This is a genomic window from bacterium (genome assembly GCA_023145965.1).
Lineage (GTDB): Bacteria > UBP14 > UBA6098 > UBA6098 > UBA6098 > UBA6098.
The window spans coordinates 24498-39369 of sequence record JAGLDC010000042.1 but is presented as its reverse complement, the minus strand read 5'-3'; the positions used below and the strand labels follow the sequence as shown (position 1 = coordinate 39369).

Sequence of the window (14872 nt, the reverse complement as noted above, 5' to 3'; positions counted from 1 at the left end):
CGATATACTCTTTTAAAACGGAGTTTATTAAGGAGTCACATTGCGCTTTTTGTTTTTTTTATCTATAGCGATTTTCAGTAGTGCTTGTTTTTCGATGACTATAGACTCTAGCATTTTAGCCAAATTAGAGAAATCGAACGAGGATAGTTACATTCCTATCTTGCTTTCGGTCGAACGGCCAGGAAGAGCTGAGATAATTGCTTATGCAAAGCGTTTGCCTATGTCTGAACGCAGAAACTTTGCGATAGCGGAGTTAAAGCGCCTTGCGCAGGAATTTGAAGCCCCTATTTTGATTGAACTCCGAGAGCTCGAACTTACAGGTTCAGTCAAGAACATATATCCTATGTGGCTTGGAGGTTCTATCTCATTTGAGATAAAAAGCTCTTTTCTTATGGACTTTGTAAAAACCGAGGGTATCGACCTTGTTATTGACAATACACCGAGTTGCCTTATTAATCGCGTTGAGAATAACCTTTGGCTTGCTCGACCGGAGGAGCCTGCCGAGGCCATGGCCGTTAGCACTGCCATGACACAGGTGAATGCCGATGACGCTTGGGCGTTGGGTATTACCGGCGAGAGGGTATTGATTGCCATTCTCGATTCTGGTGTTAGATATACACATGATGACCTAGAAAGTCATATGTGGATTAACGACGACGAGATCGCAAGCAACGGCTCCGATGACGACATGAACGGTTACACCGACGATTATTACGGCTATGATTTTGTCAACTCCGATGGCGATCCCTGGGACGATTATGGTCATGGCACAAGCTGTGCTGGCCTTGCTTCGGGCGATGGAACCGCAGGAAATCAGACCGGCACTGCACCGGATGCGTTAATCATGGCCTTGAAGGTTATTGATTCCACCGGAAGTGGAATTCCAAGCGATGTTAACGATGCCGTCCAATATGCTGTCGATATGGGCGCGAATGTTCTTTCAATTTCGCTTGGGTGGGAGGACCCAACCGAGGCTATAAGGGAATATTATCGAAGCGTTTTTGAGGATGTTCTCGCAACCGGTGTGATCGCAGCAGTTTCTGCTGGCAACGGGCGGTCTTCCGGAGGACATTATGCAGTGCCAAACGATATAAGCGCGCCTGCCGATGGCCCATCGCCGTGGCAATCGGGTGCAAGCTCCAACACCGCGATAGTCGCAGTCGGCGCGGTCGATTACGCAGGAACAGGTATAGCGAATTTTTCGTCTTATGGCCCAACCGAATGGAACACCGACGACTATACCGACTTTCCATATCCTGCTGGCCTCATAAAACCGGAGATATCAGCGCCGGGACAATATGTCACAGCAACATCGTATGAAGAGGATAATAGATATAATTTTTGGTTTAACGGCACCAGCGCTGCTTGCCCCATCGTCGCCGGCGCGATGGCGCTCGTGCTGTCGAAAAATCCCTCGCTTTCTCCCGAAGAAATCGATTCGCTTCTTCGATTTTCAGCAACAGACATGGGTGTCTCCGGACACGACACGCTTTTCGGCGCCGGGCTTTTGAACTGCGACGAACTTATCGACGATACGCCCCTGCCGACTTTCCCTATTCTATCCATCGAGGACCACAGTATCGACGATTCGGCCCCAGTAGGTAACGGTTCGGGTGTATTTGATGCCGACGAAACGGTGAAACTCATTATCGAAGTATATAATCGCGGCGCTTCGGCAAGTGCTGTAACAGTTACAGCAATAATTGCCGGCGATCCTTACATCTCTATCGTCGATGCCACCTCGGACCTTGGCACTATCGCAACAGGCGCAACCGCATCTGACACTTCCGACCCGATTACACTCTCAGCAGCTCTCGGAACACCGGCAGCTCATTTGGTTTATGTTCAAATCACGATGACAAGTGGAGCATATTCCTTTGTAGATACAATCCAGATAAGCACTGGGGTTTATCCACGGAATTACGCCAACCACAACACTCCAACATTAGCCACAACTGTTACTAACTTTGGTGAATTTGGCTACTATGACCCCACAGCCTCGAGCTCATCGATTATGGGACAAGGTTTCGAGTTCGGAGATACCAACACGCTGTATGGCGGTGGTTTTTTTATTTCGACGGCTTATGATTCAGTATTCACCGGTGAGAATGGTAATACAAGCGAATTTCTTCCACTCCGATCATTGGTATTAGAGGCCTCATCCACCGATACCAGCTTTTACACCTCTTATGCAACACCCGTCAACGGACTGATTATCGACCAAAAAAGCACAACGTGCAATACTTCGCCAAATGAAGACTTCATTATCATGCGCTTCACAGTGAAAAACTATTCAGACTTATCTTTCCACAATCTATATATCGGCTTCTATCTCGATTTCGATATACATGTTACCTCCGATGGCACCACTACCACATGGTTCGACCGCGCCCAATACTCTTCATCAGACCAATGGGTTAACATGTGGGACGAAGCATCCACACCCCGTTTCACCGGTTATGTCGGTATTGTAGGTCTTTCAGGAATTGCACACGGTAGCGTGATCGATAATAGCTCCTATATCTATCCCGAGGGTATGGGCTGGGACGACACCGTGAAATATAACTTCATGTCTGGAGACTTCTCCATCGGCAACGGCTCACCCGCAGACGATTGGTCGATCATCCTTTCCGAAGGGCCTTTAACTATTCCAGCATGGGGCAATTTTGTTTGGGCCATTGCAGTTATTGCCGGAACCGATTACAGCGATTTCCAAACAAATGCAGCCTCCGCACGGGGGCTCTATTCGACAATGTCTGTCGCTGAAAGCTATAAACCCTATAAAATCGGCATCACCGCCTATCCAAACCCATTTAACAGCTCGGTAAAAATATCCTTTGATACACCCCGAGAGGCCGAATCCCCCAACCCATATAATGAAAACGCGGAAATAGCGCCCCTAAAGGTCGAGGTCTTCGACCTCTCGGGCCGGTATATTGCACAGCTACCTTCACCCCCGAAAATCTCCTCGGAGAAAAAGAAAACGCATTCCTTCGCCCTCCAAGAAAAGGAGTCCGAAGAACAGATGAGAACTGAATTCATATGGACGCCATCTGGGGATATTACGTCCGGCGTTTACTTCGTTCGTGCACGAATCGGGAATAATCAAACAGCTCTGAAAAGATTGGTGTATTTGAAATAAGCCCCGAGAGGAGCAAATCGCGAAGGGTTCTTTGGTATATTAAAAGGGAATTTCCCTCTTATGTCAAAATAATATCGAAGCCCTGAAGATTGCCACATCCTTCGAGGTTGCAATGACAACGTCATCACGCTCAATATCATAATCCCCGTGGGGTTTGCCTGCCTCGACCGTGATTTTCATTGCAAAGCTTTAGAGATATTCCTCCAACACTTCCTCTAATGAAGAGCCGGAAAGATAAGGCCTTAAAAGATCATACTGTGAATTAAAAAGAAGGGCAAAACTATAACCATAGCGCTCGATTATCGAACGGTCGTTCGTGTTATGAATAACAAGCTGGACTTGCCTCTCGAGTTTCTTATGCTCTTTTGATAATCGATATGCGGTCGCTGTATGCACTGGGCAATGGGAGCTATAAAACATATCCAGGCGAGGCGCAATCCCCTCTGGAGACCTGGGAGATATAAGACTGACATCCATTGGCGAGCCATCCAGAGACAAACCCATAACATCGACTATAGAATCTATACGCTTAAATTTAATGACCTCGACAAACCCAAAACGCTCTAGAAAGCTTCGATGATTCATCCATAATTCGCTGGAAAGAGTGATAATCCCCTTTGCGCTTTTTTGTAAATCCTCCACAAGACTTGCTATTAACTGCTCCCCTAACATCGGCGAGGCCGCTCGAGGATTCATCCAGATACAAGGAATATACCACAAGCCATCGCCCTTAAGCTCAATAGGACTGTTGTAAATAGGCAAAGCTGTAATCTGCCCGACAGCCTCACCGCAATCCATTGCAGTATTTATTTTTATTCCAATTCGAAGATTATCATAAACCCATTCTGTTCTTTTTCGATAAGCACCCATCAATAATTTTTTTTCTAATACATTACCGCCGCAAAGTGCTACCTTTTCGGGGAAATTCTCAGGTTTAGACTTGAATATTTTTATAGACATTTTTTTTGTGAATTGAAATAATATCTATTAATGATATATTAAAAAATAGGTTATTCAATATTTATTAGCAAATCGAGATTTAATGATCACTTTACTTTCGACAATTATAGTTATCAGCGTTATAGTATTTGTCCACGAATTCGGACATTTTGCTATGTCAAAACTCGGCGGTGTGCGTGTAGAAAAGTTCTCTATTGGCTTTCCTCCAACACTTCTTAAAAAGACAATCGGCGAAACAGTCTATGCTATTGGCGCAATACCTTTTGGTGGTTATGTCAAGTTGGCCGGCGAGAATGCCGAACGCGCTGACAAACCTCCCCTACCACATGAACTCTCTGCTCGCCCAAAATGGATACGGGCATCCATCATGATTGCGGGACCATTCATGAACTTTGTTCTAGCTATATTCCTATTTTGGGCAGTCATTGCCTTTCACGGAATGGGTGATGTTTCAAGTAACGCTGTTATCGGTGGTGTTATAGAGGGAACACCGGCTGACTCCGCCGGTGTTATCGCTTCAGATAGTATTGTCTCTATCGATGGCATTGCAATCGCAAGCTGGGATCAACTCGCAGAATATGTCCATAACAAACCAAATGAACGAATCGTATTTTCGCTTTCCCGCGCCGATGAGATAATAACACTCCCAATCGTTCCTGCCGAACAAGAGTTCTCAACAGATTCTGGTGCAATAAAAATAGGTTTGATCGGTATCCAACCAAACATTGACTTCACCCCCATGGGTGCCCTTCGAGCCGTTCCAGCTTCTTTTGCTTTAATGGGCGATGTCTTTGTTTCCATGGCATCATTCTTTAAGAAAATATTCACTTCAGGTGTATCAAAAGGCGACATCGGTGGACCGATTCTAATAGCCAAAATGGCCGGTGCAAGTGCCAAATCCGGTTGGGCATCATTCTTATTCTTTCTCGCAGCATTGTCGGTCAACCTCGGCCTTCTGAATCTGCTTCCACTTCCAGCCCTCGATGGCGGCCAACTCTTATTAGTAGCTATCGAGGCAATCACTCGCAAACCACTATCTTTCAAAATTCGTATAGCTATACAACAAATCGGTTTTCTATTAATCCTGGCGCTTATGATTTATGTGACTTTTAACGATATTACAACACTTTTTGGGAAATAATGAAAGGCACACTCTTTCTTACACAAAGGGGTAAATGCCCAATAGATCTCAAAAAAGATGATGAGATTTCAATCGGCGTAGCAGATGCGTTTAAAATCCTCAACCAAAGAAAATTCGAGGTTATTGTCATATGCCCCGGCAATTATTCTCTTTCTATTGAATCGATAATTCGAAAAATATCAAAAAAGAACCCGCTTATGAGCGTTGTTCTTATCGGAGATACAATTCTCTCTGATAAGGTCGCGCTTTCACTGGTCGATTTGGCTATTCGAAAACTCACAGATAAAGAAAATTTAGCTCAAAATATCCAACGCCTCATTCAAACTAAGCGTCTTCTGACAGAATGTAACCTTGTTGGAAAATCGCCTGAGATAAAGGCCATAAGCGAACTTATTTATCGCGTCGCCTCGACCGACCTATCCATCCTTATTGTGGGCGAATCCGGCACAGGAAAGGAATTGGTCGCAAAAGCAATACATAAGCTCAGTAAACGAGCATCGAGGCCATTCCTGCCGATCAACGCTGCAGCTATCGCTCCCGGCACTCTCGAAAGCGAGCTTTTTGGCCATGAAAAAGGATCTTTCACGGGTGCAGTGAATAAACACCAAGGCTTCTTCGAACAGGCCGAGGGAGGAACCCTTTTCCTCGACGAAATTGGTGAACTCCCATTGCCGGTTCAAGCTAAACTACTTCGAGTTCTTGAAACCCGAGACATTATTCGCGTTGGAGGAAAAGAACCGATACAAATTAATATTAGACTCCTATGTGCCACCAATAAAGACTTGATAAACGAAACACTGGCTCGAAAATTCCGACAAGACCTATACTACCGCCTTGCGGCAGTTAAAATTAAGATTCCCCCTTTAAGGGAACGACCGGAAGATATACCAATACTCATCTATAAATTCTCATCGGAAATTGCCGAACAAAGAAAAATCGACAACAGAGGATTCAACTCGGCAACAATCACGCATATGATGGATTATCATTGGCCGGGAAATGTGCGTGAATTAAAAAACCTCGTTGAAAATGCAATACTCCTTTCAGGCGAAAAAACAGTTTCTCCATCGGATTTCGATTCATATTTCAAAGAACATGAGCTTTTTGGAAGGCCTCTACCAGTCCTGCTGGAAAAAAATGACATCAATGTTAATAGTTATGCAAACATCGAAAAAGCTCTAATGCTCATATTCTCCAAATTGTCAGAAATACAATCACGGCTGGATATACTTGAAAATTCCACCATTCGAAGCGTAGAATTAGATATCGATGAACAAAAAAAACACCTCATTATTGGAACTCTCGAGGAAAACAATTTTGATAAACCTTTAACGGCAAAAGCATTAAATATCAGCTTGAGAACACTATACAGAAAATTGAATAAATATGGAATAAAGTAGTTTCAAAATTACTTTAGCCTTGGTTTTGTATGTTTAAGCATTTATAATAACAATATAAAGGAGGTCGTTAATGAAAGTAGTCTTCATTATTTTACTGATCGCAGGAGCTTTTTATCTCTTCTTCGAATATGGCATGCCGCTTATTAATGGACCAAAATTCGAGAATGTTTCGGTCGATAGTATTAGACTTAGACAAAGAGAAGCACAACAGATGCTAAGAAAAGCCCAGATTAAACAAAAATCATATCAAGCTCGAAATAGCAAATATACTTGGTATCTGGACAGCCTAGACATACCTTCAAAAGGAACATATTATAAAATGAAGGTAACAGATATTAAAACCACATATTTCTCATTAAGGGCCGAAGGAAATATCGATAATGATAAAACTATCGATGTATGGATAATATTGAATGACGGTCAACCAAAAAATCTGGTTGACGATGCTATCAAATAGGTTTGTTAGCTTATATCGGACTTTAAATGGCCATTGAAAGCGAATATCTATTACTTAAAGATCCACGCGTCTTAAGTGCGATCGCTTCATTCATACCAAAACAGGTTTTCGAGAGGGTATCGCGAAATCCCGATAATCTAGATAGAGTCGGCGAACGAAGGGAAGTCTCTATTATTTTTGTTGATATTGCTGGCTTCACTCCCCTTTGCGAAGGACGCGATGCCGAGGAAGTCATTTTCCTTCTGAACGATCTTTTTTCCAAGATACTGGAACCAGTCAGTAAATATGACGGCACCGTCGATAAATTCATGGGCGATGCCGCAATGATTCTCTTTGGCGCTCCGGTCTTCCACGAGGATGATCCCAAGCGCGCTATAGCAGCATCTCTGGAGATAATCGATCGCGTGGCTGAAATCGAAGGCCTCGAGGTTTCTATCGGGATTAACACCGGACAGGTCGTTGCCGGTGTTGTTGGCAATAATCAACATAGAGAATACACTACCATCGGCGATGCCGTGAATATAGCCTCTCGCCTGGAAAGCTCGGCTTCAAGCGGCGAAATCCTGGTTGGCCCGGAAACATACAAAAAAACCAAAGACCTGTTTATTTACTCAAAACCTCGCGCCCTCCTATTAAAAGGCAAAAACAAACCTATACAAGCCAGAAGGGCTATTTGTATTAAAAACAGGGACGCAGTCAACAAGATACCCCAGCTTATAGGTAGGGAGAATGAATTAAAATATCTTACGCGCTTATTATCGGAAGATACAAATACAATTATTCTTGGAGAAGCTGGTTACGGTAAAACTCTGATGCTTAATCACCTTCGAAGAAAAATCGCAACCTCGGGATATTCATCGATCTTTATCGAAGGCGCTAGATGGAGCGAAAATATACCATATGCCCCATTACAAAGGCTGATAGGTCAAATACTCGGCTCAAATCCCCAGAAAAAAATAAAACAACTACTACCTGAACTGAACGATACCTTCCCGCTTTTCTCCGGAATACTGAATATACATATCCCGGATACTGATAAGACTCGCTTTCTTAAACCTACGGAAAAGCGAGACATACTCGATAAAATGATAATCGAACTTTTTTCAACTATTAACAAAAACAAGAAAATATTCTTCTTTGTTGATGGGGCTGAAAACCTGGACCCCTCAACAATTCGTATTTTAGACTCAATTACCGGCTTGCCCAGGTTTACCCAGATAATTTCCGCGCGACAAATCGATGAATGGATAACCAAAATCTCACAAAATGTGGTGAAATTTAGATCTCTCAACGCCAAGTCTTCAAAAAGCCTACTTAAATATTCCCTAGGAACGAATAGAATTTCTAGTGAGTTAGCCGACATCGTTTACAAAACAACAAAAGGACACCCGGGCTATATAGTCGAATTGGCTAAACTGCTTAAAGAACAAAATAAAATTAAATTCTCTAGGGGCGTTGCTACTCTCGATGGTAATTTAAACCGAATCCTCCCCGGGGGAATCGAAAACATAATGGCAGCCAGAATAGATAATCTTCCACCAGATGCACGCGAGCTAGTTCGCCTTGCCTCCGTTTTCGGAATAGAATTCCCAGAAAGATTATTAACTAATCTTGCCGGGGAATCTTTAATTGAACACGGGCTCGACGATCTGATTTCTGCAGATTTCCTTTCTCGAATTGGAAATAATCTAAAATTTATATCTCTTCCAACGATGCTGGCTGCATATGAATCTCTGTTTTTATCCTCGAGAAAAAAAATCCACATAGATGCCGCCAAGGAAATCGAACTACTTTACGCCGATAGTGTTCAGGATTTTTATGAAGTCCTCGCCCAACATTACAGTCTCGGTGATATTGATGACAAGGCTCTTATCTATAGTATAAAAGCAGGTAAAAAACAGGAAAATAAGTTCGCAAACCGCGAGGCATTATATTACTATGAAAAAGCTCTTGCAACACCAGACAAAAACGCGATAAATTGGAAACTTACCGATGAAATATTCACAGCAATTGAATTAGCCGGAAAACTCTACTGGTATGCTGGAAACCTCGATAGAGTCATCGCTTTAAACAAACGCTCACTTGCACTGGCTGTTTCTCAAAATCGAAAAACAATCGAAAGCGATTCCCTTAATCGTATTGCCCTAGCTAATCACGAACTGGGTAAATTCGATTCTGCCATGAAACTTTATGAAAAGCTCCTCGTGATGCTTAAATCTATGCCGAAGGAAAACGAACGCCTTCTTCAAGCACTCACAAACTACGGCACTCTCCTCTCCGACCTCGGAGATCTTGACAAAGCAAAAAAACTCTATTTGTCGGGTCTGGCCAATACTCCTAAAACAGCAGATTCTCCTGGAGTAGCAAATCTTATGGGAAACCTCGGTTGGCTCGAAGCACAGATTGGAGAACTGAATTTAGCTGAGGAATATCTCGAACGCTCCGGCAAAATCGATAATAAACTCGGCAATCTTCGAGGAAGTGCTATCAATTCAGTAAATCTGGCTCAAATATATCGACTTAGAGGTGATAAAAAAAACGAAGCGGAACAATATACGACCGCCCTTAAAATTTTTGAACAGATCGGCGATAGGCGCGGCGTAGCCCTCTGTTTTTCAAATCTAGGAGATACTTCGCGTGAAATGGGCAACATCGTCCAAGCAAGAAAATTCCATCGAAAAGCCCTTCTGATCGCCCGCGAAATCGACGATTCTCAACGAATCGTCGATGCAGAATTAGGCCTTGCTATGGAAGATGCCATCGATGGCAAATTCGATGCCGCTATCAAAGGTGTAAAAAAAGCCTATAAAATTGCAGCTTCCTCCGGTGACTGGGAAGGTCAAATCGATACAGGAATAGCTCTACTCGATCTTTACTCTAAAACCGGCGATAAGAGTGCATACCATATTCTTAAAAAAAACCTCAAACAGGTTATTGCCGAAAACAACCCATCGGCATTGGAAAGATTGGGAAAAATAACAAAACCATAGGAGTGGACAGATGAAATATTTTTTAGTTATATTAATATCTATCTCTATTCTTACTTTCGCTCAAACATGGGAGGACATTGGCCCGGTGGGACGCTCTAGCCTCGTGGTAATGCCAGACCCGGTTAATCCCGACTCGATTTATACTGTTTTAGGTGCTCCATCCGACATCAGGCTCGAGCTTTTTCGAACACCAGATGCCGGTCATAGCTGGGATACACTGGGCCACTATCAGGGAGGAGCACTACATCCGGCTACAGCTGAAACTATATTCGCCGCGCTGGGCAGTGGTTCATTCTCAGATGGCATATGGCGAAGCAACGATTACGGCACTACATTCGATTTTCCCCCACCATCATGGCTATTCCATGCCGATGGTGCAGTCTTCGACCCTTTAGATTATTCCCTTGTATATGCTTGGGGTGCTGAGGTTATCCGATCAACCGATGGTGGAGCCACATGGGAATCTGTCCTTTCAACACCGGCAGGAGGAACCTTTGGTGGTGTTGTAGTCGATCCCGTCTATAATCACAGAGTCTATGCATGGGATAATGCAGGCGAATTCTTCGGCTCGGTAGATTACGGTGAATCATGGCGCTCAATTTTCGTCTTTACAGAGTCGATGAGTCCAAACGATATTGTAGTATCACACGAAGACTCCTCGATGCTCTTCGCAGCGTGTTGGGGAGGCCTGGCAATTAGCCGAAATTGCGGTCTCGATTGGGAAAATCATTCTCTTGCAGAACCGCCCTCAAACTGTATCTGGGCATCAGACATCTCCTCCGATTATCTTATAATTGGTGGTGGTTACGGCGTAAAAATATCCTCCGACCGGGGCACAACGTGGTCACCTCTGGGAGATTCGATTACATGTCAAGTTTTAGATTTCGCCGTCGGACCCCATCCTTCACTTGGAGATTATTGGTATATCGGAACAGATCGCTTAGGCATAAAGAGAATACAGGCAATTCCTTTCACGGAAGGCCCGATTGTGAGCGAATTCTGGCCCGCCGACAGCACATGGATAGCCTGCACCGATTTCGATGTGTTCGTGCGCCTGCGTGATGCCGATGGAATAGATAGCACTTCGATTTCCTTCAGCGTAGGAGGTGTTGCTTACGATTGCTACGACGACGAACTATGCCTTTCCGATAGCGGCCTGATCTTCTCGACTTCTTTTTCTGATGGTGATACTTTACTCTTCGAATTGACTTCCGTCGATGACCTTCTTGGTAATCCTTGCGAAACGCTACCGCTTTCATGGCTCGCTTTTGTCGATCGCTCTTCACCTCGATTGAATTATAGATATCCCGATTCAGCAGAGGTAATCGATGACGAAGAAATAACTGCAAAACTCTATTTCCAAGACGAAGGTTCAGGGCTCGACACATCTTCATTCTATGCGATATTCAATTCTGAAACCCTAACCCTCGCATCACCTGCGGTCATCTTGGACTCCGACACATTTTTAGTTCATCTTCCAACAGCTGGAATAGAAATAGAAGCCGGTGATACTGTCTGGGTCGAGGTTTCGATTCAGGATAAACCCGATTCCTGCGGGCCAAATGTGCTCAATCAAAGTTGGTATTTTTCAACATACTCAATTGGCATTCAAGATAGAAACCTTCCTAGAGAATACACTATTTCCACCTATCCAAATCCCTTCAATTCTACTGTAAAGGTTTCCATTAACGGGAGTCCTTTGCCCTGCATTGCATTGGTGGAAATCTTCGACCTCGACGGGCGACGTGTCGATATCATTTCGAGTGTAGCGAGAAATCCTATAAAACACGATGGAGATTTTTTCCCTTCGGGCCGAAATGACGGGAAAAACGAGTTCATCTGGACACCCAGCCCAACTATCACCTCCGGAGTCTATCTCATCCGGGCGACATTCTCTGAACAGACAGCTTCAGCCATCTGCACGAAGATAATATATCTGAAATGAGAATCTTGGTTATAAGTAGCGATTAAGCTAAGCCTTCAAGCAAATCATCTGTCGGCATTGCTAGCTAATGCTGTAGTGTGGCAATCGATATTGTATTGAAATAGCCGACCATCGAGAAACCTTGCGGCCTGTTTAAATAAACGCAACTTCCAAATAATATTATCTGCCCGGAGCCCTCATATTGCGATAAAGACCCAAATAAAAAAAGGCCGCCCCGAAAGGCGGCCTCTGAATTCCGGTAAAAATAACCGGAACATGGTGGCTTTTAGTTATTTCCCGAATACATCGAGCTCATAGGTCGCAGTAACGGCAATACCTACAAGATTAGTTGAGAAATCTTCATCGTTTCCGGTTCCCATACCCGTATTGCTTTCCCATTTGGCACTCTGATAAAAAGCACCGAGATCGAGTCCCACCGGACCAACCGCAACGCCGAGACCGGCGGTGATTCCCATGGCACCGGCAGGCTCATCTTCTCCCGGCTCGGCGGGAGTCATTATCTTGTCGGTGAAGAACCCGGCACGGAGAGCAACCGGGCCACGATATTCCACACCTAAACGAATGGAAGACCCATTCTCAATACCGGAGTCAACATTTTCAACCTCGGTATCATCATAGGGGCGATTCTGATATTCTCCTAAAATTGTCACATCTTGAGTAACATCAAAAGAAGCGCCGAAAGCCATGTAGGCCGGGAATTCATACTTGACATCATCTATATCATAACTGTTGGTTCCATCATCATATTCTATATCTTCGTATTCCATTTTAAAAGCGGGTGCAAAGCTGAAACCAACTGTAAGCTTATCGAGAAATTTTCCCTGTGCAGAAAGCTGAAGCATGGAACCCGTGACTTTGCGAGTCATTTCGTATTCGCTTTCGCTGCTAGGATTCGAGGTTTCCCCTGTGCCAGAAGAGTTCGCATTAGAAAGGAAAGCAAAACCATAGCTAAGACCGACGACATAATTGCCTGCAAAACGCGCAGCAATCGCCGGAGTGAGAAGATTGAAGCCGCCCTTGTTGGTATTGATATTCTCGTATTCAGTGTTCGTTGAACTGACTGTGTAAGTCTCTTTGACTTTCCCAGAAAAATCGAAGAACTGACCCCAAGCAATTCCGCCGACCAGATCGAATGGCGCATCAATCGGTAACGGAGTCGCAAATGCAACACCGGGAATCTTGGCGTTCATTTGTTCGGCCATCGTATGGTCTTCGAGTCCTTGGTCTTCATACACATCGTCTTCAAAACCCATGCTACCAAGAACAACCAACTTACCGGTAAGTGAGATTGCACCTGTTTCCATCCAACCGATACCGGAGGGATTGCGAAGTATGGAGGCTGGTCCAACAGAACCTGTCGCAACAGCATTGCCCATCGAATAGGCGCGAGCGTCCATCCCAACCGGAATGTATTCGGCATATGCTACGAATACAAAAGCAATTAAAGCCGATAGAATTAACAATTTTCTCATTGTTTCCCCTTTTTATAAAATTGTTGTTTTTTATTTCTTAGAAGCAGAAACCAATCTCTCGGTCTCGTGAGCTATAACATACTCTTCGTCCGTTGGAACTACGACTGTGCGAACTTTGGCATCCTGAGTGGAAATATCCATGAGAACATGCCACGCATCGAAATTGAGTTTTGCGTCGATCTCAACACCAAAAAACTGAAGACCATCGACAACTCTCCCGCGAATCTCGTCGGAGTTCTCGCCAACACCGGCAGTAAAAACTAAAACATCGAGTCCACCCATGGCCGCAGCATAAGCACCAATATATTTTTTAATCCGATAACAATACATCTTAATCGCTAGAGCACATGATTTATCGCCGGTTTTATTAGCTTCTAGAATATCGCGCATATCGGCGTATTTCCCCGTGATACCGAGTAAACCACTCTTTTTATTGAGAAGATTGCTGGTCTCGTCGGGCGTTAAATCTTCGCTTTTCTGAATAAGAAGAGGTATATACGGATCCATATCACCACTACGGGTTCCCATAATGAGACCCTCGAGAGGAGTGAGACCCATCGAGGTATCGATTGACTCTCCGTGATCGATAGCGGTTATAGAAGCACCATTTCCGAGGTGAGCGGTGATTATCTTCAGCTCCTCGATTGGTTTCCCGAGAAACTCAGCCGCCTTATGGGCAACATAATAATGGCTTGTGCCATGGAAACCATAACGGCGAATCTTATGCTTATGATACAATTCAATTGGCAAACCATAGAGATATGCGTGTTCCGGTATTGTGTGATGGAAAGCCGTGTCGAACACCCCAACCTGAGGAACACCGGGAAGATCGACCATGCAGGCCTCGATACCTTTAAGGTTAGGAGGATTATGAAGCGGTGCTAGCGGAACGCAGCGCCTTATAGCCGCAATAGCTTCATCCGTGATGATTGTGCTATCAGCAAACTCCTCAGCACCATGCACAACCCTGTGTCCAACTGCATTGATCTCGGAAATATCCTGCAAAACACCATAATCAGGATCAGTTATAGCCTTGAGAACTAGCTCGATGGCCTCGGTGTGATCTATAATACCCTCCGGTTCGATCCTTATCTTATCTTCTCCGGTGCGCTGATGATCGAGCTGTGGATTTTCGATTCCGATCCTCTGGACAAGGCCCTTAGCAATAACACCATCTCCGGTCGTATTCCAAAGCTGGTATTTTACTGAAGAGCTTCCAGAATTAAGAACGAGAATTTTCATTTTTCTCCCATTTTTTGGGTCTAGTTATTAAAAATTGAATATTGATAATAAAATTAATATTGTCAAAATAATTTTAATACAAATAAAAGCAATCTCTTTTTTAAATATGTTTTTTTATACACA

The 14872-nt window shown here is 44.0% G+C and carries 9 protein-coding genes; 6 read left to right on the top strand and 3 right to left on the bottom strand.

Annotation, left to right across the window (positions count from 1 at the left end):
* Window positions 1-49 precede the first annotated feature (49 nt).
* Complete coding sequence (locus KAH81_04985) at window positions 50-3142, top strand: S8 family serine peptidase (protein MCK5833010.1); 3093 nt, start codon at window positions 50-52, stop codon at window positions 3140-3142.
* A 189-nt stretch (window positions 3143-3331) separates the two neighbouring features.
* Here the strand turns inward: KAH81_04985 and KAH81_04980 are convergent, their stop codons facing one another.
* Window positions 3332-4102: a hypothetical protein gene (locus KAH81_04980; GenBank protein ID MCK5833009.1), complete on the bottom strand. Its 771-nt coding sequence runs from the start codon at window positions 4100-4102 to the stop codon at window positions 3332-3334.
* Between the two features lie 82 nt (window positions 4103-4184).
* On the opposite strand from KAH81_04980, the gene rseP reads away from it, so the two are divergent.
* From rseP to KAH81_04955, 5 genes are all read left to right on the top strand, one after another.
* On the top strand, window positions 4185-5243 hold the full coding sequence (gene rseP, locus KAH81_04975) for an RIP metalloprotease RseP (protein MCK5833008.1): 1059 nt from the start codon (window positions 4185-4187) through the stop codon (window positions 5241-5243).
* A complete protein-coding gene (locus KAH81_04970) occupies window positions 5243-6643 on the top strand; it encodes a sigma-54-dependent Fis family transcriptional regulator (protein ID MCK5833007.1) in 1401 nt (466 codons plus the stop codon). Before rseP ends, KAH81_04970 begins: the two co-directional genes overlap by 1 nt.
* Window positions 6644-6713: 70 nt before the next feature.
* Entirely contained in the window at window positions 6714-7100 is a 387-nt protein-coding gene (locus tag KAH81_04965; GenBank protein MCK5833006.1) for a hypothetical protein, read from the top strand.
* 26 nt (window positions 7101-7126) lie between these two features.
* Window positions 7127-10090 carry a tetratricopeptide repeat protein gene (locus KAH81_04960; protein ID MCK5833005.1) on the top strand — a complete coding sequence of 988 codons (2964 nt, stop codon included), beginning with the start codon at window positions 7127-7129 and terminating at the stop codon, window positions 10088-10090.
* Window positions 10091-10100: 10 nt separating this feature from the next.
* Window positions 10101-12035, top strand: a complete 1935-nt coding sequence (locus tag KAH81_04955) for a hypothetical protein (GenBank protein MCK5833004.1) — start codon at window positions 10101-10103, stop codon at window positions 12033-12035.
* A gap of 269 nt (window positions 12036-12304) precedes the next feature.
* On the opposite strand, the gene KAH81_04950 is transcribed toward KAH81_04955, so the two are convergent.
* Together KAH81_04950 and KAH81_04945 are read right to left on the bottom strand one after the other, a co-directional pair.
* Window positions 12305-13507: a hypothetical protein gene (locus KAH81_04950; protein ID MCK5833003.1), complete on the bottom strand. Its 1203-nt coding sequence runs from the start codon at window positions 13505-13507 to the stop codon at window positions 12305-12307.
* Window positions 13508-13537: 30 nt separating this feature from the next.
* Window positions 13538-14749, bottom strand: a complete 1212-nt coding sequence (locus tag KAH81_04945; protein ID MCK5833002.1) for an acetate kinase — start codon at window positions 14747-14749, stop codon at window positions 13538-13540.
* Window positions 14750-14872: the final 123 nt, after the last annotated feature.

Bases quoted from the DNA above. Each gene is read 5' to 3' on its own strand.
- KAH81_04980 (MCK5833009.1), bottom strand. From the start codon at position 4,102: ATGTCTATAAAAATATTCAAGTCTAAACCTGAGAATTTCCCCGAAAAG.
- rseP (MCK5833008.1), top strand. From the start codon at position 4,185: ATGATCACTTTACTTTCGACAATTATAGTTATCAGCGTTATAGTATTT.
- KAH81_04970 (MCK5833007.1), top strand. From the start codon at position 5,243: ATGAAAGGCACACTCTTTCTTACACAAAGGGGTAAATGCCCAATAGAT.
- KAH81_04965 (MCK5833006.1), top strand. From the start codon at position 6,714: ATGAAAGTAGTCTTCATTATTTTACTGATCGCAGGAGCTTTTTATCTC.
- KAH81_04960 (MCK5833005.1), top strand. From the start codon at position 7,127: ATGGCCATTGAAAGCGAATATCTATTACTTAAAGATCCACGCGTCTTA.
- KAH81_04955 (MCK5833004.1), top strand. From the start codon at position 10,101: ATGAAATATTTTTTAGTTATATTAATATCTATCTCTATTCTTACTTTC.
- KAH81_04950 (MCK5833003.1), bottom strand. From the start codon at position 13,507: ATGAGAAAATTGTTAATTCTATCGGCTTTAATTGCTTTTGTATTCGTA.
- KAH81_04945 (MCK5833002.1), bottom strand. From the start codon at position 14,749: ATGAAAATTCTCGTTCTTAATTCTGGAAGCTCTTCAGTAAAATACCAG.